The organism is Actinoplanes philippinensis (genome assembly GCF_900113015.1).
Classification (GTDB): domain Bacteria; phylum Actinomycetota; class Actinomycetes; order Mycobacteriales; family Micromonosporaceae; genus Actinoplanes; species Actinoplanes philippinensis.
Window position 1 is genome coordinate 166,494 of sequence record NZ_FONV01000012.1, and the last position, 21,822, is coordinate 188,315.

General features: G+C 71.0%; 17 protein-coding genes and 1 pseudogene. 10 read left to right on the forward strand and 8 right to left on the reverse strand.

Translation table 11 applies throughout. The features are described from left to right. Positions 1-36: 36 nt before the first annotated feature. Complete coding sequence (locus tag BM290_RS31210) at positions 37-5,271, reverse strand: Ig-like domain-containing protein (protein ID WP_177319978.1); 5,235 nt, start codon at positions 5,269-5,271, stop codon at positions 37-39. A gap of 215 nt (positions 5,272-5,486) precedes the next feature. Here BM290_RS31210 and BM290_RS31215 point away from each other — a divergent pair, with 215 nt between their 5' ends. After that, on the forward strand, positions 5,487-7,286 hold the full coding sequence (locus BM290_RS31215; protein ID WP_093619496.1) for a glycerol-3-phosphate dehydrogenase/oxidase: 1,800 nt from the start codon (positions 5,487-5,489) through the stop codon (positions 7,284-7,286). Continuing rightward, the gene (locus tag BM290_RS31220) at positions 7,283-7,573 is read left to right on the forward strand and encodes a DUF4031 domain-containing protein (protein ID WP_093619497.1); all 291 of its coding nucleotides are present in this window, start codon (positions 7,283-7,285) and stop codon (positions 7,571-7,573) included. The genes BM290_RS31215 and BM290_RS31220 overlap by 4 nt, the downstream gene beginning before the upstream one ends. Here the strand turns inward: BM290_RS31220 and BM290_RS31225 are convergent. Further along, on the reverse strand, positions 7,545-8,183 hold the full coding sequence (locus BM290_RS31225; protein ID WP_093619498.1) for an HD domain-containing protein: 639 nt from the start codon (positions 8,181-8,183) through the stop codon (positions 7,545-7,547). The genes BM290_RS31220 and BM290_RS31225 overlap by 29 nt on opposite strands. 29 nt (positions 8,184-8,212) lie before the next feature. Here BM290_RS31225 and BM290_RS31230 point away from each other — a divergent pair, with 29 nt between their 5' ends. After that, positions 8,213-9,343, forward strand: a complete 1,131-nt coding sequence (locus BM290_RS31230) for an FUSC family protein (protein ID WP_093619499.1) — start codon at positions 8,213-8,215, stop codon at positions 9,341-9,343. A 57-nt stretch (positions 9,344-9,400) separates the two neighbouring features. After that, complete coding sequence (locus BM290_RS31235) at positions 9,401-11,227, forward strand: PrsW family intramembrane metalloprotease (protein ID WP_239143789.1); 1,827 nt, start codon at positions 9,401-9,403, stop codon at positions 11,225-11,227. Positions 11,228-11,234: 7 nt separating this feature from the next. Here BM290_RS31235 and BM290_RS31240 read toward each other — a convergent pair whose 3' ends face one another. Further along, positions 11,235-11,531, reverse strand: coding sequence for a GroES family chaperonin (locus BM290_RS31240; RefSeq protein ID WP_177319986.1), 297 nt, complete (start codon positions 11,529-11,531; stop codon positions 11,235-11,237). 151 nt (positions 11,532-11,682) lie between these two features. Here BM290_RS31240 and BM290_RS31245 point away from each other — a divergent pair, with 151 nt between their 5' ends. Continuing rightward, a complete protein-coding gene (locus tag BM290_RS31245) occupies positions 11,683-12,936 on the forward strand; it encodes an AI-2E family transporter (protein WP_093619501.1) in 1,254 nt (417 codons plus the stop codon). Positions 12,937-12,980: 44 nt separating this feature from the next. Here BM290_RS31245 and BM290_RS31250 read toward each other — a convergent pair whose 3' ends face one another. The 5 genes from BM290_RS31250 to BM290_RS48695 form a co-directional block, all read right to left on the reverse strand. Further along, complete coding sequence (locus BM290_RS31250; RefSeq protein ID WP_093619502.1) at positions 12,981-13,328, reverse strand: DUF1416 domain-containing protein; 348 nt, start codon at positions 13,326-13,328, stop codon at positions 12,981-12,983. A gap of 2 nt (positions 13,329-13,330) precedes the next feature. Beyond that, positions 13,331-14,179 (reverse strand): sulfurtransferase, encoded by an 849-nt coding sequence (locus BM290_RS31255; RefSeq protein WP_093619503.1) that lies wholly within the window; start codon positions 14,177-14,179, stop codon positions 13,331-13,333. Between the two features lie 186 nt (positions 14,180-14,365). Continuing rightward, positions 14,366-14,443 (reverse strand): Ms5788A family Cys-rich leader peptide, encoded by a 78-nt coding sequence (locus tag BM290_RS50960; RefSeq protein ID WP_311772860.1) that lies wholly within the window; start codon positions 14,441-14,443, stop codon positions 14,366-14,368. 69 nt (positions 14,444-14,512) lie between these two features. Further along, on the reverse strand, positions 14,513-15,241 hold the full coding sequence (locus BM290_RS31260; protein ID WP_093619684.1) for an LmeA family phospholipid-binding protein: 729 nt from the start codon (positions 15,239-15,241) through the stop codon (positions 14,513-14,515). 147 nt (positions 15,242-15,388) lie between these two features. Then, positions 15,389-16,393 (reverse strand): hypothetical protein, encoded by a 1,005-nt coding sequence (locus tag BM290_RS48695; RefSeq protein WP_239143790.1) that lies wholly within the window; start codon positions 16,391-16,393, stop codon positions 15,389-15,391. A gap of 282 nt (positions 16,394-16,675) precedes the next feature. On the opposite strand from BM290_RS48695, the gene BM290_RS31270 reads away from it, so the two are divergent. The 5 genes and pseudogenes from BM290_RS31270 (at position 16,676) to pstA (ending at position 21,812) form a co-directional block, all read left to right on the forward strand. Next, positions 16,676-17,392 carry a winged helix-turn-helix transcriptional regulator gene (locus BM290_RS31270; protein WP_093619505.1) on the forward strand — a complete coding sequence of 239 codons (717 nt, stop codon included), beginning with the start codon at positions 16,676-16,678 and terminating at the stop codon, positions 17,390-17,392. Between the two features lie 15 nt (positions 17,393-17,407). Beyond that, a complete protein-coding gene (mshD, locus tag BM290_RS31275; RefSeq protein ID WP_093619506.1) occupies positions 17,408-18,289 on the forward strand; it encodes a mycothiol synthase in 882 nt (293 codons plus the stop codon). A gap of 235 nt (positions 18,290-18,524) precedes the next feature. After that, positions 18,525-19,619 (forward strand): annotated as a pseudogene (gene pstS / locus BM290_RS31280) (phosphate ABC transporter substrate-binding protein PstS). Positions 19,620-19,659: 40 nt separating this feature from the next. Then, positions 19,660-20,730, forward strand: a complete 1,071-nt coding sequence (pstC, locus tag BM290_RS31285; RefSeq protein WP_093619507.1) for a phosphate ABC transporter permease subunit PstC — start codon at positions 19,660-19,662, stop codon at positions 20,728-20,730. Beyond that, positions 20,727-21,812, forward strand: a complete 1,086-nt coding sequence (gene pstA, locus BM290_RS31290) for a phosphate ABC transporter permease PstA (protein WP_093619508.1) — start codon at positions 20,727-20,729, stop codon at positions 21,810-21,812. The genes pstC and pstA overlap by 4 nt, the downstream gene beginning before the upstream one ends. The last annotated feature ends 10 nt before the right edge of the window (positions 21,813-21,822 follow it).

The window sequence follows — 21,822 nt, forward strand, 5'->3', positions numbered from 1 at the left end:
GCCGCGCGAGCGACCCGCCCCTCAGTCGTGTCCGGGTCAGGCGCCCCGGTGGCGTCCGGGGCGGTGCCGGCCCGGCCGTCCGGTGGTGATCATGACCAGCACCCCGCCGATCGCGATCGCGGCCACGCCCGCCGACATGGCCGGGACGAGGTCGGCGCCGGTCGTCGGCAGATCCACCGTGGCGGCCGCGGTGACCCGGATGGCGATCGTGGCGCGCGCGGTGCTGCCGTTCGCGTTCCGGATCGTGTATCCGAGGGTTTCGGTGCCGGTGAAGCCGGTGGGCGCGACGTAGGTCACGGTGAGGTCGGCCACCGTCGCCGTGCCCCGGTCCGGCTTGCTGACCTTGACGAGGGTCAGGGCGCCGCCGTTCGGGTCGGTGTCGTTCGACGTGGGCGAGAAGGTGAGCGTCCCGCCGGCCTCGACGGTGTACCTGTCCTTCACCGCCGTCGGTATCCCGCTGCCGAACCCGGCCACGGTCACCGTGATGGTGCCGGTGGTGACGTTGCCGTCCGCGTCCACGGCCTCGTAGGTGAACGAGTCCGTGCCGGTGAAGCCCTTGTCCGGGAGGTAGGTGAACGTGCCGTCCGGGTTGAGCTGGACCGTGCCGTGCTGCGGTGTGCCGACCTTGGTCACCGTGATGCCGATGCCGTTCTTGTCGACCGTCGGCAGCGGGATGACGACCGGCTCGTCCGGCTTGGTGACCGCCTCCTTGTCCGGCGCGTGCGGCGCCGGCGACACGGTGACCGTCACCGTCGATCCGGTGGTCTGCCCCAGGGTGTCCCGGGCGCGGTACTCGAAGGTCGCGACGCCGGAGAAGCCGTCCGCCGGGGTGTAGACGATCTGGTCCCCGTCGGCCGCCGCGGTGCCGTGGTCCGGCGTGCCGATCGACACGAGGGCCAGCGGGCCCTCCGGCGCCACGTCGTTGTCGAGCACCGGGATGGTGAGCGCCCGCTGGTACGGCGTGGCCGCCCGGTCCGGAACGGCGATCGGCAGGTGGTCGGTCACGGTCACCGTCACCTTGCCGGTGGCCTTGCCGCCCTCGCCGTCGCTCACCTCGTAGGTGAACTCGTCGACGCCCGCGAAGTCCTTCTCCGGGGTGTACCGGACCTTGCCGCCGGAGACGGCCGCCGTGCCGTGCCCCGGCTCGCCGACGGCGCCGACGCTGAGCTTCTGGTCGCTGTTGGGGTCGGTGTCGTTGCCGAGCACGTCGACGTCGACGTACCGGCCGCTCTCCACCGCGGCGGTGTCCGGCGCGGCGACCGGGGCGGCGTTGCCCACGACCACGGTGACCTTGCCGTCGGCGGTGTCCCCGGCGGCGTCCTCGATCGTGTACGTGAACGTGTCGATGCCGTGGAAGGCCGAGGCCGGCGTGTAGCGGACGGTCCGGTCGGCGTTGACCGCGACGCGGCCGTGTGCCGGCTGGGTGATGCCGGCGATGGTCAGCCGGTCGCCGTCCGGGTCGGTGTCGTTGCCGGTCACGTCGATGTCGACGGCCTTCCCGGAGGGTGTCGCCGCCTGGTCGGGGGCGGCCACCGGGACTCCGGAGACCAGCACGGTGACGACGGCCGTGTCGATGGCCCCGAGATCGTCGGTGAGCTCGTAGTTGAAGCTCTCCGAGCCGGCGAACCCGGCGTCCGGCTGGTAGACCAGCGTGCCGTCGACGATCGTCGCCGTGCCGTGCGCCGGGGTCTGCGCCCGGATCACGGTCAGCACCTGGCCGGTGTTCGCGTCGGTGTCGTTGGCCAGCACGTTCAGAGTGGTGGCCGTGCCGGAGCGCACCGAGAAACGGTCGGGCAGCGCGTTCGGCGCCACATTCGCGACGGTGACCACGACGGCCGCGGAGGCGGTGTTCCCGGCGGTGTCGGCGACGGTGTACGTGAACACGTCGGTACCGCAGAACCCGGTGGCCGGCGTGTACGTGACCAGCCCCGCTGGGGTGCTCTCGACCGTTCCGTGACCCGGGGTGGTCGTCGCGGTCAGGGTCAGCGCGTCACCGTTCGGGTCGTCGTCGTTGCCCAGCACGTTGATCGTGACCGTGCCGTTCGTGCCGGTGCCCATGGCGTCCGCGCCGGCCCGGGGCGGCATGTCGACGGCTACCACCGAGACGGTGGCGTGGGCCGAGCCGCCCTGGCCGTCGGAGATCGTGTAGCCGAACGAGTCGGCGCCGTGGAACCCGTTCGGCGCCTGGTAGGTGATGGTCCCGCCGACGACCTCGACGTGGCCCGCGGTGGGCGGGACGTCGACGGTGACGGTCAGGGTGTCGCCGTTCGCGTCGGTGTCGTTGGCGAGCACGTCGAGGGAGGTCGGCGCGTTCGACGACACCGTGAGGGAGTCGGGGCGGGCGACCGGAGCGGCGTTCGCGACGGTGATCGTCACGGTCCCGTCGGCGCTCGCCCGGCCGTCGCTGATCGTGTACCCGAAGGTCTCGGTGCCGCGGAACCCGGTGTCCGGGGTGTAGGTGATCTTGCCGTCGTCGCCGAGCACCGCGGCGCCGTGCGCGGGCGTGGTGGTGCCGGTGACGGTCAGGGTGTCGCCGTTCGGGTCGGTCGAGTGCCCGGCCGGGTCGACGACCACCGGGGTGGCGTGGCCGGTGCTCGCCGTCTCGGCGGCCGGCACCGGCGCGGCGTTGGCGACCTCCACGGTGACCTCGGCGGTGGCGGTCTGCCCGCTGTCGTCCCGGATCGTGTAGGTGAACGTGGTGGTCCCGGAGAAGCCGGCCGGAGCGGTGTAGTCGATCTTGCCGTTCTGGATCTGCGCCGTGCCGTGGCCGGGTGTGGTCACCGAGGCGATGGTGAGCGGGTCGTCGTTCGGGTCGGTGTCGTTGGCGAGCACGTCGAGGGTCGTCGTGCCGCTGTAGGCGACGCTGCCGGTGTCGTCCGCGGCGACCGGGGGGCCGTTGGCGACGGTGACCGACACGGTGCCGACCGTGGTGCCGCCGTAGCCGTCCGAGATCGTGTAGGTGAAGGTCACCGTGCCCTTGAAGGTGGGGGCCGGCGTGAAGACGATCTTCCCGTCGCTGATCCGGGCCGTACCGGTGCCGGCCTGCGGCTGGGTGACCGAGTCGAGCGTACGGGTGTCCCCGTTGACGTCGTTGTCGTTGGCGAGCACATCGATCGTGACCGGGTCGCCCGGGCCGGTGGAGCTGTCGTCGCTGACCGCCACCGGATCGGCGTTCGCGGTGCCGACGCTGACCGTCGCGGTGTCGGAGGCGCCGTTGGCATCGGTCACCTGGTAGACGAAGGTGTCGTCACCCCGCCAGCCGGGATCCGGCGTGTAGGTGATCGTCTGGTCGTCGTTCACCACCACCGATCCGTGGGCCGGTGGCGTGCTGATCGAGATGGCGAGGGTGTTGCGGGTGTCGTCGGAGTCGGAGTCGTTGTCCCGTACCCGGATGATCACCGCGCTGCCGGAGCCGGTGCTCGCGGACTCGCCGGTGGCCCGGGGCGAGGTGTTCAGGGTCAGGGCCACGTCGTCGGTGTTGTCCGCCGGAGTGGGGTCGTCGCCGACGCCGGTCACGGTGAGCGTGGCGGTGGCCCGGTCGGCGGTGCTGTTGTCCACGGTGGCCGGGAAGGTCATCGCGGTGGTGGTCGTCGGCGCGACCGGGGGAAGCGCGCAGGTCACCCGGCGGGCCACGGACGAGCAGCCGTTCGGCATCACCCCGGGGGTCACTCCGGCGGGCAGATCGACGGTGGCGACGGGCTGCGGCTCGAGGCCGTTGCCGTCGTTGCGGGCCGAGGCGGTGAAGGAGACGGTCGCCGGCGTCGAGGCCCGGTTCACCACACTCGGCGTGGCGGCCAGGTCGGCGACCAGGTCGACGTGCGGCCGCTGCACCGTCACCGTCGAGGTGTCGCCGATGCCGTTCAGCACGAGCCCGGTGCCGGCGCCCTCGTACCGCATGGTCGGGACGTTGATGACCGAGGCGCCGGGCGCCGTGGTCTCGTTGACCCGCGCGCGGAACGTGACCCGCGTGGTGCCACCCACCGCCAGGTCGGGCAGCGCGAAGGAGAGCGGCAGCGCGCTGTCGGCGACCTGGCTCCCGTTCACGGTCATCGAGCCGGGCACGAAGGTCAGCCCGCTGGGGATCGCGTCGGTGAGGACCGCGTGCCGGGCGCCGTCGATGCCCTCGTTACGGACCGCGATGCGGTACTCGATGGTGTCGCCGGGCAGCAGGTCGCCGTCGTTCAGGTCGGTGACGGTCGTGGTGGTGTCGAGGTCGGGCGCGAACAGGGTGGTGGTGAAGGAGATCGCACCCGGGTAGAACGTGTCGCCGACGGTGGTCAGCCGCAGGGCCGCCGAGGTGTCGTTGTTGGCCAGCAGCCCGGTCGCGTCGAACTGGTCGGCGTCGACGCCCATCAGGTTCTTGACGTTCGGGTTGCGGGCGGTGTTCGCCACGCCGCCGGTGCTGACGCTGCTGTTGAAGAAGTTGGTGACCGGGTTCTCCGCGTCGGACACCGAGACGCCGTTCAGCTTGAGCGCGTCGCCGACCTTGCCGAAGTCGCCCTCGTAGACGACCGTGCCGATGGTGGTCTCGAACGATCCGGTCTGCGGCGTCTGGATGCCGGACACGGTGATGTCGACCGAGGCCGAGTTGCTGCTCACCACGCCGTAGCCGTCGTAGATGCGCAGGCTGTGCATCGGCTCGTCGGCGTTGTAGTACGCGACGACGAGCGCCCATCCGGCGTACCGGTCCTGGCCGGTGCCCGCCTCGATGTCGGCGACCCGGTAGGTGCCGTTGCCCGCGCCCGCGACCTGCGCGGTCACGTCCGCGAACTGCTGGTACGTGGTGAGCCCGGTCGGTTCGAAGTTGGTCGTCGCGGTGACGCTCGCCAGGGGCGCGCCGGGCACGCCGAAGCGGACGATGCGCTTGCGGGCCGCGTTCCGGGCGACCACACCGCTGGTGCCGGCGCTGGTGTCCCCGCTCCAGTACAGCCCGGCGAAGAGCACCCGGCTGCCGGTCGGCATGTTGACGGCCGCCTCGCTGTCGTTGAACGTGTCGGTGCTGCCGTCGGTGTCGGTGTACCCCATGACGTAGCCGTTGTTGTTCAGCGTCTCGGTGCCGCCGTTGTCGTTGATCCCGGCGCGCGCGTGGGCACACGTCGCCACCGTGGCAGGGCACTGCATGTTGGTGTTGCCGGTGATCAGGATCGAACCGTTCGTGTTGACGCTGTACCGCGTGGTGAACGGGTTGGTGATCGCTGCCTCGGCCTGCTTCGACGAGACGGCGAGACCGGCCGTGGCCACGAGTGCCAAAGCGATGATCGCGGTGATCACCTGCCGTGTGCGTGTTCGCAGAACGGCTCGAGGCATGTCTTCTCGCATCCGGGGGGGAAGCGGCCCTGCGGGCCGGGAATTGCAAACCGTAAGAGCGGCTGAGTGCAGAACGGGGGCAGATCGTTGCCCGTAGGGTTGCGAGAGGTTGATCACCGGCCGCCGCCCCCGTGATTTCCCTCGCCGGGGTGAACGGCGGAAGCGCTAACGTGGGACGGGTGCGTGATCCCTCCGTCTCCCGCTACTCGGCCGGCCGGCTCTCCCCGATCCGTCGCACGGCCGACCTGCGGCGGCTGCGTGACGAACAGTTCGACGTCCTGGTGATCGGTGGCGGCGTCACCGGGGCCGGGGCCGCTGTCGACGCCGCGTCCCGGGGCCTCAAGGTGGCCCTGGTCGAGGCCCGCGACTTCGCCGCCGGCACGTCCAGCCGGTCCAGCAAGCTGATCCACGGCGGTCTGCGCTATCTGGAGCAGCTGGAGCTGCATCTGGTGCACGAGGCGCTGACCGAGCGTGGCCTGCTGGCCACCCGGCTCGCCCCGCACCTGGTGCGCCCGGTGCCGATCCTGGTGCCGCTGCCCAGCGCCGGCCTGCCGAAACGGGCCTGGCAGCGTGGGTATTACGGGTTGGGCGTGGCGGCGTACGACGTCTTCGCCGGTCTCTTCGGCGCCGGCCGGGGCATGCCGCTGCACCGGCATCTGACCCGCGACGGCGCGCGCCACCTCTTCCCGAGCCTGCGCGCCGACCGGATCGTCGGCGCGATCCGCTACTTCGACGGCCAGGTCGACGACGCCCGTCTCGTGGTCAACCTGGCCCGGACCGCGGCCAGCCTCGGCGCGGCCGTCGCCACCAGCGCCCGCGTGGTCGGTTTCGTCCGCGAGGCCCGGCAGGTGGTCGGTGTCCGCGTGCGCGACCTGGAGGCCCCCGATCAAGAGCCCTTCGAGGTCCGGGCACGGACCGTCGTCGCCGCGACCGGGGTGTGGAGCGACGACATGTCGCAGATGCTCAACGACGTCGGGGTGCGCCCGGGCTTCCGGGTCCGCGCCTCCAAGGGCGTGCACCTGGTGGTCCCCCGCTCGGCGATCACCGGCGAGGCCGGGCTGATCCTGCGGACGGCGACGAGTGTGCTCTTCGTGATCCCGTGGGGCGGCCACTGGATCATCGGCACCACCGACACCGACTGGCAGCTCGACCGCGCCCACCCGGCCGCCTCGGCCCGCGACATCAGGTATCTGCTGGACCAGGTCAACACGGTGCTGGACCGGCCACTCACCACCGACGACATCGAGGGGGTCTACGCCGGGCTGCGGCCGCTGCTCTCCGGTGAGGCCGACTCCACCTCCAAACTGTCCCGCGAGCACGCCGTGGTCGAGCCGATGCTAGGGTTGATGCTGGTGGCCGGCGGCAAGTACACGACGTATCGGGTGATGGCGGCCGACGTGATCGACCGCGCGGTGCGCCGCCTCGGAGGTCCCGAGCGGCCCTCCCGCACCGATGAGCTGCCCCTGCTCGGCGCGGACGGCTACGCCGCCGCGTGGCGCGACCGGCACGACATCGCCCGGCGGCACGGCGTCACGGCGGGCGTCGTCGAGCATCTCCTGGAGCGGTACGGGACGCTCACCGTCCACCTGCTGGCGATGATGGCCGCCCAGCCCGAGCTGGCCGTCCCGCTCGCCGGCGCTCCCGAGTATCTGGCGGCCGAGGTGGCGTACGCGGCGCTCGCCGAAGGCGCCCTCCATCTGGACGACGTGCTCACCCGGCGGACCCGGATCTCGATCGAGACCGCACACCGGGGCGCCGAGTCGGCCGAGCACGCCGCCCGGATCATGGGCGAGGCCCTCGGATGGGACGCGACCGTCCGGCAGAAGGAGATCGAGCACTACCTGGCCCGGGTCACCGCCGAGCGGCAGTCCCAGACCATGCCGGACGACGCGACCGCCGACGCGGCCCGGATCGGTGTGCCGGACGTGCGCGGGCTGGCCGCCGACCGGAGGCTGCCGCTGCTCGAGATCGAGCTTTGATCCTCGTCGACGAGCCCCGCTGGCCGGGGCGGGGCCATCTCTGGTCCCACCTGGTCAGCGACGTCTCCTATGCCGAGCTGCACGCCTTCGCCGAGATGCTGGGCGTGCCCCGGCGCGGCTTCGACCGCGACCACTACGACATCCCGGAGGCCCGGTTCCGCAGCGCGTTGTGGCTGGGCGCCACCCTGCTGCCCTCCCGGGACCTGACCGCCCGTCTCCGCGCCTCCGGGTTACGCCGCCCCAAACACCTGGTCCGGCCTAGGCAAGCTCCGCCAGTTCGGCCTTGAGGTTGGCGCGGGCCCGCTCCTCCCACTCCTCGTGGATCGGGGCCAGCCGGTAGATCGACGGCAGGTTCAGCAGCTCGGTGAGCACCCGGGAGCGGCCGGCCCGGAACGCGTCGTCGGGGACGTGCGCGTACTCACGACGGATCGCGCCGGCGTACGCGGTGTAGCGCTCGGCGTCGGCGGCGAGGATCGACAGGTCCGCGTCGCAGAGCAGCTCGCCGTCCGGGTCGTCCTCCTCGGTCGCGTGGCCGGCGGTCAGGTTGACCAGGCGGGCCACCTCGGCGGACACCTCGTCCGGGGCGCCCAGGCTCTGCAGCAGGCCGGCCGCGAACTCGGCGCTGTCCCGCTCGTTCGCGTCACCGAGGGCACGCGGGTCGTAGACGGCGTCGTGCAGCCAGGCGGCCAGCCGTACCCGATCGGGATGGGGGGTGAGGTGAGCGAAGCGATCGATCACCTCGAGCACCGACGCGAGGTGGGTCACGTCGTGGTAGTGGCGTTGCGGCTCGCTCCAGCGGCCCAGCAGGTATTGCGCGGCGGCGTCCAGGTCGGCGTCGTCAGCGGTGGCGCCGGCGCCGCGTGCCGCGGACCGGAAGGCATCGGGCAGAGATGTCACCCAGGCATCCTGGCACGTAGGTTGAGATCATGATCGGCCGGTTGACCGCCGCCCTGTCCCGGGGCCGTGCCGGGCTGATGCTCGCCGTGCAGGCCGGGCTCGCCGCGGGCCTCGCCTGGTTCGTGGCGCACGACCTGTTCGGCCGCCCGATGCCGTTCTTCGCGCCGATCGCCGCGGTGATCGCCCTCGGCTCCTCGGTCGGGCAGCGGCTGCGGCGCACCACCGAGCTGGTCGCCGGGGTCGCCGCCGGGATCGGCCTCGGCGACGGCATCATCCTGCTGATCGGCGCCGGCCCGGTCCAGATCGGGGTGATCGTGCTGCTGGCGGTGCTGCTGGCCACCGCGGCCGGCGGCGGGGCGCCGCTGATCGTGCAGTCCGCCTCGTCGGCCGTGCTCGTCGCCACCCTGACCTCGACCACCGGCCAGCTATGGACGCGCTTCCTGGACGCGCTGGTGGGCGGCGGGATCGCCCTGGTCGTGATGACCGTGCTGCTGCCGCTCAACCCGCTCACCGTGGTCCGCCGGGCCGCCGACCCGGCGCTGCGGGCGTTCACCGGAGGGCTGTACGACGCCGCGGCCGGCCTGGCCGACGCGGACGCCTCGGTGGTGCGGGCCGCGGTGGAGCGGCTGCGGGCGGCCGAGGGCACGTTCGCGGCCTTCAGCGCGGCCATCGACGCGGCCCGGGAAAACGTGGCGTTCGCGCCGGCCCGCTGGCGGACCCGGGGCGCTCTCGCGCAGTACGTGGAGGGCAGCGCCCAGCTCACCTACGCCCTGCGCAACGTGCGGGTGCTGCTGCGGCGGGCACAGACCGCGATCGAGGACCGGGAGCCGATCCCGGACGTGCTGCCGGTCTCGGTACGCCATCTCGGCGACGCGGTCGAGCTGCTGCGCCAGGAGTGGGACCGCGGCGACGAGCCGGTCGGCGCCAGGCAGCAGGCACTCCGGGCGGTCACCGAGTCGGGGCGCGCCTACCAGGCCGGAGTCGGGTATTCCGGCGGTGTGGTGGTGGCGCAGACCCGGACCACGGTGGCCGATCTGCTGCGTGCCACCGGCATCGAGTACGCCGAGGCGACCCGGCAGGTGCGCGACGCGATCGGCTGGCGCGGGCGGCCGCACGGGGCCCGCCGAAAGCCGGGACGGTCCGGATCGATGCCGTCGTGATCGGTTTCGGGCTCCTCGGGCCGGTCGGACGCGGCCGCGGTGACTACGCTGGCGGGCATGGCCGATGTCTCGCCGAGCGGAACGCCCGATCCCGCCGACCGCCCGCAGTCCGCCCCACCGGCTGCCCCTGAGCCTCCGGCCGACTCCGCGCCGCCGACGGTCGCCGCGGCTCCCGTCTCGCCGGGCGCCCCCGAGCCGCCGACCGTGCCGGCCCCCACAGGTTCGCCCGAGCCGCCGACCGCGCCGGTCTTCGCGCCGCCGGTCTTCGAGGAGCCGACGATCCGGCCGTCGTCCCCGGCGCAGGGCGCCTACCCGGCATCCCCGGCGCCACCGCAGTCGTTCGCGCCGCCGGCGTCACCGTCGTTCGCGCCGCCGGTGTCGGCCCCGCCGCCCGCGCCGGTGGCCACGGCGTATTTCACGCTGCCCGACCAGCAGGGGCCGCTCACGCCGGTGCAGCTGCCGACCGGTCCGGAGCCCGTCCCGCCGTACCCGTCGGGTGGTGACCCGGCGAAGACCACGGTCCCCGGCCGCCGTACCGGTTGGCGCCGCTGGCTGCCGATGACCTCGGCGATCGTGGTGATCGCGCTGGTGGCCATCGGCATGCTCACCTATCTCGGCTACAACATCGGGGTCACCGGCCTGGCGATCGGCCTTACCGCGGCGATCCTGCCGGTGCCGCTGCTGGCCAGCACCTTCATCTGGCTGGACCGCTACGAGCCGGAGCCGACGAAATACCTGGTCTTCTGCTTCGCCTGGGGCGCGGCGATCGCGACGGCCGTGGCCCTGGCGGTGAACACCGGTTCGGCCTGGCTGTTCGACCGGATCGGGCTGCCGGACGCCCTGGTCGCGGTGCTGGTGGCGCCTTTCATCGAGGAGTCGATGAAGTTGCTCGGCCCGCTGCTGGTCTTCTGGCGGCGGCGTTCCGAGTGGTCCGGCATGACCGACGGCATCGTCTACTGCGGCCTGTCGGCGCTCGGTTTCGCCATGGTGGAGAACGTGCTCTACCTGGGCGGGCACGGCTACGCGGCGGGCGAGGCCGAGTACGGCCCGGCGACCGGCCTGCAGAACGTCTTCCTGATCTTCATCGTGCGGATTCTCTTCACCGGATTCGCGCACCCGCTCTTCACCTCGATGTCCGGGATCGGCCTGGGCCTCGCGGCGCGCTCCGGCAACCGGACGATCCGGTGGCTCGCCCCGGTCGGCGGCCTGCTCCTGGCGATGATGCTGCACGGCATCTTCAACCTGCTGCCGACGATCTCCGCCGCCACCGGCGAAACCATGATCATGCTGTACGGCTACCTCGGCTTCATGGTGCCGTTCTTCTTCGCCGCGGTCGGCCTGGCCCTGGCGCTGCGCAGCTGGGAGGGCCGGCTCGCCGAGCGGGTGCTGTACCGGTACGCGGAAGCGGGCTGGTTCGCCCCGGCCGAGGTGGCCGCACTGGGCACGCTGGGTCGCCGGCACGCCGCCCGCGAGTGGGCACGCCGGGTGGCCGGTCCGGTGGGGCACCGGTCGATGCGCGCGTTCCAGTTCGCCGCGACCCGGCTCGCCCTGATCCGGGACGGCCTGGAGCGTGGCCTGCCGCGGACCCCGGTGGACCTGCAGCGGGCGGTCGACGAGGAGCGGGAGCTGCTGGTGGCGATCACCGGTTACCGGTCGGCGTTCGCCGGGCGTGACCCGCAGACGCCGCCGTCGTGGTGGGATGGGCGGAATTACCGGATCACCTTCCCGGACGGCGTGGTGCGTACCGTCGCGCCTCCGCCGGAGCCGGTGATGCCGGTGCCGATCGTCCTGCCGCCGCCACCGCCACCGGTCTACGGCGGGCCCTACGGCGGTCCGTACGGTGGCCCGCCCCCGTTCGCCCCGCCGCCGCAGCAGCAGTGGTGACGCGGGCTCAGAGGTAGAGGCCGGTCCCGTCCGACTCGACCCGGTTGGCCGCGACCGCGTGCACGTCGCGCTCGCGCAGCAGGACGTAGCCCTTGCCGTGCAGCTCGACCTCGGAGCGGTCGTCCGGGTCGAAGAGGACGCGGTCGCCGACCACGATCGACCGGACGTTGGGCCCCACGCCGACCGCGGTGGCCCAGGACAGGCGCTTGCCCATCGAGGCGGTGGCCGGGATCACGATGCCGGCGGTCGACCGTCGTTCCCCCTCGCCGCCGTCCTGGCGGACGAGGACACGGTCGTGCAGCATCCGGATCGGCAGTCCGGTCTCGGTACGGGTGTCGGCACTCACGCTGCAGACGGTACGCCGCCGCGTGTGGGCCCTGTCGCCGGGTAAGGCATCGCGGGCATCCGCGTACTAGCGTGACTACTGCGAATTCGAGGTGGAGGGGGTTATCCGGTTGAACCGCTTCCAGCGCGTCCGGGACAACCTGATCAAGGCCTACGACGCGGGCCGGCAGTCGGTGCGGCAGGCTCGGGCGGACCGTCCGGCGGAGCCTGATCGATATGACGAGTTCCTCCCGCAGACACCGGATGCCGAGATCGTGCACACCTCGACGAACAGCCGCGACGACGCCGACGTGCCGCAGCCCCTGCGCATCGCCGCGGCCTGGAGCTGGCGCCTGATCGTGGTGGGCGTGATCGGCTGGGCGCTGCTGCGGCTGATCGGCATGGTCAGCATCGTGGTCGTCCCGCTGGCCATCGCGCTGCTGTTGTCCGCGCTGTTCGGCCCGGCGGTGGGCTGGCTGCTGCGGCTGCGCCTGCCCCGGTCGCTGGCCACCTTCCTGGTGCTGGTCACCGGCATCGGCCTGCTCGTGGGCACGCTGACCCTGGTGGTCAACGAGTTCATCGCCGGTGTGCCGAAACTGACCGAGAACGCCGCGGCCGGTGTCAACCAGATCCAGACGTGGGCCAAGACCGGCCCGCTGCACCTCTCCAACGACCAGGTGGCCCAGGCCATCGCCGCGGCGCAGGAGTGGGTCAACTCCAACACGGCGGCGCTCACGTCGACCGGCATCGCCACCGTCGCGACCATCGCCGAGCTGGCCACCGGCATGCTGCTGGTGATCTTCGCGACGTTCTTCTTCCTGCGCGACGGCCGGGCGATCTGGCGATTCATCGTGCGGCTGTTCCCGGTGAACGCGCGCTGGTCGCTCGCCGACGCGGGAGACGCCGGCTGGCGCACGCTCGGCGCCTATGTGCGGGCCACCGTGCTCGTCGCGTTCATCGACGCGGTCGGCATCGGCCTGGCGCTGATGGTGCTCGACGTGGAGTTCGCGTTCCCGCTGGCCGCCCTGGTCTTCCTGGGCGCGTTCGTGCCGATCGTCGGCGCCAGCGTGTCCGGCGCGGTGGCGGTGCTGGTGGCGCTGGTCGACGAGGGCTGGGTGGTCGCCTTGATCACGCTGGGCGCGGTCATCCTGGTCCAGCAGATCGAGGGCCACATCCTGCAGCCGCTGATCATGGGACGGGCGGTGTCGGTGCACCCCCTCGCGGTGATCATCGGGATCGCGTGCGGCGTGGTGCTGGCCGGGATCATCGGGGCGCTGGTGGCCGTACCACTGATCGCCGTCCTGAACACCGCGGTCCGCCGCCTGTCCCGCCGCCGCCCGGAGGTCCCACCCCACGCCGAAGTGGTGACCAGCGGCGGAGCATGAAAATGGGGGCCCCGAGGGGCCCCCATTTTTCAACAGAGCGTGGGTCAGACGGTCGCCACGTTCAGCGTGACCTCGTTGACGCCGCGGGTGGCGTCGACGGCCAGCTCGCCGTTGCCGTGCCGGCTGAGCGCCCGCACGGTCCAGGAGCCGGGCGCCGCGAAGAAGCGGAAGACACCCTCGGGCGAGGAGACGACCTCGGCGGTGAACTCGCCGGAGCCGTCCAGCAGGCGCACGTAGGCGCCGCCGACGACCTCGGCGTCCGCGTTGCGGACGATGCCGGTGATGACCGTCTCCTTGGCCAGGTCCACGCTGCTGGGGAGGGGCGCGGACTGGTCCGGGGCGGCGCAGCCGGCTGCGACGTTGGAGGCGACGTTCGTTGCGGGAGAAGTCATGATCAGGCCTTTCCGGGCTCGTCGCCGAGGGCGATCGGCACGCCGATGAGCGAGCCGTACTCGGTCCACGAACCGTCGTAGTTCTTCACGTTCTCGTGTCCGAGGATCTCCTTGAGCACGAACCAGGTGTGCGAGGAGCGCTCGCCGATGCGGCAGTACGCGATGGTGTCCTTGCTGCCGTCCAAACCGGCCTCGCCGTAGATCTTGGCGAGCTCCTCGTCGGACTTGAAGGTGCCGTCCTCGTTGGCGGCCTTGCTCCACGGCACGCTGATCGCGGTCGGGATGTGGCCACCCCGCTGCGACTGCTCCTGCGGCAGGTGAGCCGGGGCGAGCAGGCGGCCGGCGAACTCGTCGGGGCTGCGCACGTCGACCAGGTTCTTCACGCCGATGGCCTGGACGACCTCGTCACGGAACGCGCGGATCTCCAGGTTCGGAGCCTTGGCGGTGTAGGAGGTCTTCGCCCGGACCGGCACGTCCTTCGAGTACGGACGGGCGTCGAGCTCCCACTTCTTGCGGCCGCCGTCGATCAGGCGGACCTGCTCGTGACCGTACAGCTTGAAGTACCAGTACGCGTACGCCGCGAACCAGTTGTTGTTGCCGCCGTACAGGATCACGGTGTCGTCGTTGGAGATGCCGCGCTCGGACAGCAGCGCCTCGAACTGCTCCTGGTTGACGAAGTCACGCCGGACCGGGTCCTGCAGGTCCTTCTTCCAGTCCAGCTTGATGGCGCCGGGGATGTGGCCGCCGTCGTAGGCGGTGGTGTCCTCGTCGACCTCGACGAAGACGAGGCCCGGGGTCTCCAGGTTCTGCTCGGCCCACTCGGCCGAGACGAGTGCGGTGTCGCGACTCATCGGTTCACTCCCTGTGGAAGGTGGGTGTAGGGAGAGTCAGCGCACGGAGAGAGCTGATGTCGCACTCCGCGCGGACCCATCGGTAGGTGGGATCACGGGCTGCTGTGCGACGGCGCCACTGCCGGGCAAGTGGTTGCCCTGGACCTAGCTAGAGCTTCAGAAGGTGCTCAGCACGAGGTGGCCCCGTCAGATGACGGGACGACACAGGCACGCGGCCACGCGGCACAGGTCGACCGCGCGCCTTTTCGTGAGCAACAGGCTCATGGGAAACGACCCTACCAGCGGGCCCAACTCTCGGAACAGGTCCGACCACGATCCGGGATCGGACGGTCGTCACACCCCGGCCGCGGCCAGGTTGACATCGCTGGCCCCGAAGGTGACCCGCAGCCCCTCCGGGAGCGGCTGCAACTCCTGCACGACCAGGTTCAACGGCAGCTTCGGCACGTCCAGCTCGAAGGCCATCTGCGCGAAGAACGCGTTGACCTGCGTACGCACCAGGGGGTTGTCCGGCAGGCCGGGCGTGTTCACGTCGGAGAAACGCACCTGCACCTTGCCGTCGACGACCTTGACGTCAGCCGCGGCGGAGACCGGGACCTGCTGGGTCTGCGAGATCGCCAGGACCCCGGAGCCGACCAGCTTGCCGTCCTTCTCGGTCAGCTTCAGATCCTTCTGGCCGGTCGCGTCGGCGAGGAGGCGGTAGTCGATGGTGCCCGTCCCGGTGACCGTGCCGGCCACCACGTCACCCTGGCCGCGCAGCGCGCTCAGCGGGGCCTTCACGTCCCGGGCCCGGATGTCCAGCAGGTCCATCCGGACGGTCTCGCCGCTGCCGGTCTGCGCCTTGAAGTCGGGCAGCTCGATCCGGATCTCCTCGTACTTGCCGGCGAGCACCTGGGTGAGGAACGGGACGCCGGCGATGGTGACCACCGGCCGGCTGCTCTCCGCCTTCTGGTTCGCCACCTCGGTGGCCACCTTGTCGGCGAGCACGTTCTCGGCGTACGAGTTGCTGAACCGGTCGAGCACGACGACGCCGACGATCAGGAAGACGAGCAGGGTCAGGATCACGACGCGCAGAGTGCGCCCCCGGCGACGGCGGGGACGTTCCGATCCGTACACCTCGGCCACTTTTCCTCCCGATTCACCCGGCTGCCCTGGGGAACGTACATGCCCGGGTCCAGGGTTCAGTGAAACCGGATCGGTGCGACAGGTGTGTCAGGTGAGATACCAGTGCACCGACAGATACGTCGCCACGGCGGTCAGGGCGAACCCGCCGAGCGGGCCCTGCATGTGCCGGGCCAGCCAGAAGGTCGGCGCCTCCCCGGCCAGCCGGCGGCCCGCCTCGCCGAAGTTCACCGCCAGGTCGACCAGCTGCGCGGCCACCGCCGCGACCAGCCCGAGGACCGCGCCCTTGGTCGGGTCGAACGGCAGCACCATGTAACTGCCGAGCACCGCCGAGGCCAGGGTGCCCAGCATGGCGCCGAGCACGACGCCGGTCGCGCCGCGCGGCACCTGAGCGGCGATCCGCGGTTTCGGGAACACCGCGTCGGTGAGCCGGGCGATCAACAGCGCCACCCCGGCGCCGGTGCAGCAGATCAGGATGGCCGGCGCGCCGAGCGGCTCCTTGACCAGCGTGATCAGGACGGCGTAGGCGGCCGCCCCGGACACGATGAGCAGCGTGGTGCGCCAGGAGTCCTTGGCACGCTGCCGGTCCTCGGCGCGGATCACCTGCGCGATCATCGCCGCCGTGAAACCGCCCAGCACCACCCAGAACAGCGGCAGCAGAGCGCCCGGCTCACCGGTCACCGCCAGGTAGTCGGCGGCCAGCGCGGCCACCGCGACCACCGCGGCCGTCGCGCCCGCCGCCGGCGGCTGCAGCGCCATGGTCCACGCGAGCAGACCGAGCAACTGCACCCCGAAGAGCACGATCGCGTACGACACGCGCGCGCCCGGCCCGGTCACGTGACTGCCGATGATCAGCGCGACGGCGAGGAGAACCGCGAATCCGCCGATCGCCGCCGACAGTTGCGGCCGGACCGGAAGAATCGGGATCTCCTCGAACTCCTCCTCGTCCTCGGGCTCGGAGGAGGGCGTCCGATCCTCCTCGTCCTCCGGGACGGCGCCGTAGAACCCGGCCTTGGGCCGCCCCGGGTTCATGCGGGCGACCTGCTGAGAGGCCTCGGCGTCCCAGGGGTCGTCGTTCGGCATAGAGGGAAACACGAGTGCGATCGTGCCAGACCGGTGACCGAGGTCCCAATCGCTGCCGCGGGGGCATCGCCTCTCGGGTAAAAGGCTGGTTACGAATCCACCGTTCGGTCACCTACTAGGCGTTCTCTACATCACTTGCGTGCGCGACCGGGGTATCAGGGCTGATGCATCGGTTAAGGTGAGCGCAACCCACCCGTCGGTGACGCCGGGCCCCATCCTCCGGTGGCGGAGTCCCCCGACTCACGCAGACCGGGTCACCCGAGCGGCTCCCACGCCGCGAGGACGGAGGTGAGTGTGGAGATCCTTCTGCTGGTCACGGCACGTGCCGGAGAGCCCTCTGTCGTATTGCCCGCCCTGGACCTTCTGCCCCACTCGGTTCGTACCGCTCCGCGTGACGTGCGCACCCTGGTGTCCGGCCCGAGCCCGGACGCCGTTCTGGTCGACGCCCGTTCCGAGCTCTCCGAGGCGCGAGCCACCTGTCGCATGCTGCACGCCACCGGCATCGGCGTCCCGCTGGTCGCCGTCGTCACCGAGGCCGGCCTGATCGCGCTCAACGCCGACTGGGGCGTCGACGACGTGATCCTGGCCAGCGCCGGTCCGGCCGAGGTCGAGGCGCGGCTGCGCCTGGCGGTCGGCCGTCTCAACAACGCGACCGCCGGCGCCGGCGGCTCGATCCGCGCGGGCGAGCTCAACATCGATCCGGACACCTACGCGGCGAAACTCAAGGGCCGCCCGCTCGACCTCACGTACAAGGAGTTCGAGCTGCTCAAGTTCCTCGCCCAGCACCCCGGCCGGGTCTTCACCCGTGACCAGCTGCTGCGTGAGGTCTGGGGCTACGACTACTTCGGCGGGACTCGTACGGTGGACGTCCACGTGCGTCGTCTGCGGGCCAAGCTCGGCTCGGAGTACGAGTCGATGATCGGCACCGTGCGCCAGGTGGGCTACAAGTTCGTGGTTCCGCCGTCCGGTCGTCAGCTGCCGGACAACGAGCCGGTCTCCCTTCCGGTCTGAGCTGGAGTTCCACACATGACGAGTCGACAGCCGGTCCGTGCCACGGACCGGCTGTCGTCGTCCGAGGCCGACGACGTGCTGGCCCTGGCCGCGGCTGCGGGGCACCTCGACGGCGTCTACCCGCTCTCCGAGGACGTCGTGTTGCGAGTGCGCGGCGACGTTCCGTACCAGGGCGTTCATCTGCTGTCGTATGCCGGCGACCGGCTGGCCGGCTACGCCTTCCTGGAGGACGGCTCCGGTGAGCTGATCGTCCATCCCGACTTCCGGCGCGCGGGTGTCGGGACCGAGTTGCTGACCGCGGCCGGCCCCGGCCCGCTGCGGTTCTGGGCGCACGGTGACGACCCCGGCGCGGCCGCCTTCGCCGCGGGCAACGGCTTCGCGCGCGCCCGGGTGCTGTGGCAGATGCGCCGCTCGCTGGTGGCGCCGCTGCCGGAGATCCCGCTGCCCGAGGGCGTGACTCTGCGTCACTTCCGGCCCGGCTCCGACGAGCAGGCCTGGCTCGGCGTCAACGCGCGGGCCTTCGCCCACCACCCGGAGCAGGGCCGCTGGACCGTCGACGACCTGCTGAGCCGCGAGGCCGAGCCGTGGTTCGACCCGGCCGGGTTCCTGCTCGCCGTCGACATCACCGACACCGTGCTGGGCTTCCACTGGACCAAGGTGCACCCGGCGTCCGGTGACGAGCCGGCGCTCGGTGAGATCTACGTGCTCGGCGTCGACCCGTCCGGGCACCGTCGCGGCCTTGGCGCCGCCCTGAGCGTGGCCGGTCTGCAATACCTCGCCGGCCGCGGTCTGACCGTCGCCGGCCTCTACGTCGACGAGTCGAACTCCGCCGCCGTGAAGCTGTACCGGGGGCTCGGGTTCGAGATCTTCAAGACGGACGTCAACTACAGCCGATAACGGCCCGGTCAAGCGGTTGTCTCGCTGCGGTCACGACTGACCGTAAATACCCGACATATCGGGTAGCCGGAGCGCAGTTCACTTAACGGACAACTGTATTCCGGGGGATGGCTACCTTCCGGCGCGGACCTGTTCACTCCCAGTTCATTTGCGACCGGGGATCCGGTCACTTCGCCTTCCTAGCTTTTCGGGTGTGGGCCGGTGAGAGACCGGCGGCAACCCCGAAGGGACAATCGTGAAGCTCCAGCGGTCCGGTTTCGTGGCCGGCATTGCTCTGACTGCGACCATCGCTCTCACCGCGTGCGGCTCGGACAACAACGAGCCGGCGGCCGGCGGCACGTCTGCTGCTCCGGGTAGCTGCGTCAGCGGCAGCCTGACGGCGCAGGGCTCCACCGCTCAGAAGAACGCCATGGACGAGTGGATCAAGGCGTACCAGAAGCAGTGTGGTACCGGCACCACCGTCGACTACCAGGGCACCGGCTCCGGCGCGGGCATCGAGGCGTTCATCGCCGGCACCGCCGACTTCGCCGGCTCCGACTCCGCGCTGAAGGAGGAGGAGCAGCCCAAGGCCGACGCCAAGTGCGCCGGTGGCAAGGCCCTCAACCTCCCGATGGTGATCGGCCCGATCGCCGTGGTCTACAACGTCTAGGGCGCGGACGGCCTGCAGTTCTCGTCGGCCACCCTGGCGAAGATCTTCTCCGGCAAGATCTCCAAGTGGAACGACCCGGCCATCGCCGCCGAGAACGCCGGCGCCAAGCTGCCGGACGCCAACATCGAGACGGTGCACCGCGCCGACGAGTCCGGCACCAGCGACAACTTCACCAAGTTCCTGAGCAAGACCGCCGAGGCCGACTGGACCTACGGCAACGCGAAGGCCTGGAAGGCGCCGGGCGGCACCGCGGTGTCGAAGTCGGACGGTATCGCCACCAAGGTCAAGGGCACCGCGAACACCATCTCCTACATCGAGATGTCGTTCGCCGAGAACCAGAGCCTGCAGACCGCGAAGATCAAGAACGGCGCGGGTGAGTTCGCCGAGCTGTCCGCCGAGAACGCCGGCAAGACCTTCGAGAACGCCGAGGTCAAGGGCAAGGACGGCGACCTCGCCCTCTCCCTCGACTACGCCACCACCACCCCGGGCGCCTACCCCATCGTGCTGGTGACCTACGAGATCGCCTGCAGCAAGGGCAGCGCGAAGGCCAAGTCGGTCCAGGCCTTCCTGAAGTACACCTCGAGCACCGAGGGCCAGAAGGAGCTCTCCAAGCTGGGCTACGCCCCGCTGCCGGAGACCCTCCGGGCCAAGGTTGCCGAGTCGGTCGCCACCATCGCCTGACGTACCCGCCTATCCCTCCGACACGACAGCGAGCGCGCAGATGGGTGACTACCCCTCCCGCTCGGTGAACGCCACCGCCGGCGACCTGGGCGTGACTCCGCGTCACGCTCGGGGCGCCGGCTCTGGCGCTTCCCCGAGTAACTTCGACGAGCCCCCGCGCGGTGGCGGTGGCGCACTGCCCAAGAAGGCCCGGTTCTCGATCGAGGCGGGCTTCCGCGGCCTGTCCACGGCCTCCGGTGCGATGGTGCTGGTCATCATCGTCGCCATCGCCGTCTTCCTGATCTCCAAGGCGATTCCGGCGCTGCAGGCCAACACCGGAAACTTCCTGACCCAGTTCGAGTGGCGGCCCAACGAGGCGCAGCCCTCGTTCGGCATCGCGGCGCTGGCCTTCGGCACCGTGCTCAGCTCGGTCATCGCCCTGATCGTCGCGGTGCCGATCGCTCTCAGCATCGCGCTGTTCCTGTCGCACTACGCGCCCAAGCGGCTGGCCACCCCGCTGGGCTTCGTGATCGACCTGCTCGCGGCCGTGCCCAGTGTCGTCTTCGGTCTCTGGGGCCGGGACGTCTTCCAGGAGCCGGTCCGCGACTTCTCGATCTGGCTCAACAAGTACTTCAGCTGGATCCCGCTCTTCGGTGGTGACGGCCCGTTCGGTCAGTCGGTCCTGCTCGGCGGCCTGGTGCTGGCGATCATGGTGCTGCCGATCGTCACCTCCCTCTCCCGCGAGGTCTTCCAGCAGACCCCGGGCATGAACGAGGAGGCGGCCCTGGCTCTCGGCGCCACCCGCTGGGAGATGATCCGGACCGCGGTCCTGCCGTACGGCAAGCCCGGTGTCATCGCCGCGGTGATGCTCGGTCTCGGTCGTGCCCTGGGCGAGACGATCGCTCTGGCGCTGACCCTGAGCGTCGCCTTCAACATCTCGTTCAACCTGATCGAGAACGGCGGCAACTCGGTCGCCGCCAACATCGCGAACTCCTTCGCGGAGGCCAACGACACCGGCCGTGGCGCGCTGATCGCCTCCGGTCTGGTGCTCTTCGCGATCACGCTGGTGGTCAACATGACGGCGCGGGCGATCATCTACCGCCGTCGCGAGTTCCGGGACAGTGCAGCATGAGTCTTTTGGACCGTGAGGTTCCGGGCGTCGTTATGACGCCGGACAACATTCGCAGCCGGACGCTTCCGGTCGCCGTCAACCTCGGCATCGCCGTGGGTGCGTTCGTGGTTGCCGCCGCGATCGTGCTCGGCGCCGGCATCGGCAACTGGGTGCTGGTCGTGGTGCTCGGCGCTGTCTTCTACCTGGTCGGGCTGAACGTGGTGGCCGGCCGGATCGAGGGCAGGCGGGCGGCTCGCAACCGGGCCATGAAGGCGCTCATCTACTCGGCGTGCGTCCTGGCGATCCTGCCGCTCGCGTCGGTGGTGTGGACGCTCGTCTCCAAGGGCGTCGCCCGGCTGGACGGCAACTTCTTCGGCACCTCGATGAACAACATCGGCGCCCGGGACCCGGAGGGCGGCGCCTACCACGCCATCATCGGCACCCTGGAGCAGGTCGGCATCGCCACGCTGATGTCGGTCCCGCTGGGCGTGCTCGGCGCGATCTACCTCGTCGAGTACGGCCGGGGCAAGTTCGCCGGGACGGTCCGCTTCTTCGTCGACGTCATGACGGGCATCCCGTCGATCGTGGCCGGTCTGTTCATCCTGTCGTTCTGGGTGCTCATCGTCAGCCCGTGGTTCAACGACGGGCAGCCGCGCTTCTCCGGCTTCGCGGCAGCGCTGGCGCTGGCGGTGCTGATGCTGCCGACGATCGTCCGATCCACCGAGGAGATGCTGCGGCTGGTGCCGGGGCCGTTGCGCGAGGGCTCGTACGCGCTCGGCGTCCCGCAGTGGAAGACGATCCTCAGCGTGGTCCTGCCGACCGCGCTGCCCGGCATCGTCACCGGTGTGATGCTCGCCGTCGCCCGTGCCGCCGGTGAGACCGCCCCGGTCCTGCTGGTCGCCGGTGGCGCCGCGGCGATCAACTTCGACCCGTTCGCCGGCAACCAGCAGTCGCTCTCGCTCTTCGTCTACCAGCAGGCCGGTGACGCCTCCCGCTACGCCCCGGACCGGGCCTGGACCGCCGCGCTGACCCTGGTGGCGCTGGTCCTGATCCTGACCGTCGCCGCCAAGCTGCTCGCCCGCCGCAACAAACTGTCCCGGTAAAGAAGGTGTC

What these genes read in the sequence shown, in the direction of transcription:
- pstC (WP_093619507.1), top strand. Translation starts at nt 19,660, where the DNA reads ATGGGTGACTACCCCTCCCGCTCGGTGAACGCCACCGCCGGCGACCTG.
- BM290_RS31255 (WP_093619503.1), bottom strand. Translation starts at nt 14,179, where the DNA reads ATGAGTCGCGACACCGCACTCGTCTCGGCCGAGTGGGCCGAGCAGAAC.
- BM290_RS50960 (WP_311772860.1), bottom strand. Translation starts at nt 14,443, where the DNA reads ATGAGCCTGTTGCTCACGAAAAGGCGCGCGGTCGACCTGTGCCGCGTG.
- BM290_RS31230 (WP_093619499.1), top strand. Translation starts at nt 8,213, where the DNA reads ATGATCGGCCGGTTGACCGCCGCCCTGTCCCGGGGCCGTGCCGGGCTG.
- pstA (WP_093619508.1), top strand. Translation starts at nt 20,727, where the DNA reads ATGAGTCTTTTGGACCGTGAGGTTCCGGGCGTCGTTATGACGCCGGAC.
- BM290_RS31240 (WP_177319986.1), bottom strand. Translation starts at nt 11,531, where the DNA reads ATGCTGCACGACCGTGTCCTCGTCCGCCAGGACGGCGGCGAGGGGGAA.
- BM290_RS31235 (WP_239143789.1), top strand. Translation starts at nt 9,401, where the DNA reads ATGGCCGATGTCTCGCCGAGCGGAACGCCCGATCCCGCCGACCGCCCG.
- mshD (WP_093619506.1), top strand. Translation starts at nt 17,408, where the DNA reads ATGACGAGTCGACAGCCGGTCCGTGCCACGGACCGGCTGTCGTCGTCC.
- BM290_RS31250 (WP_093619502.1), bottom strand. Translation starts at nt 13,328, where the DNA reads ATGACTTCTCCCGCAACGAACGTCGCCTCCAACGTCGCAGCCGGCTGC.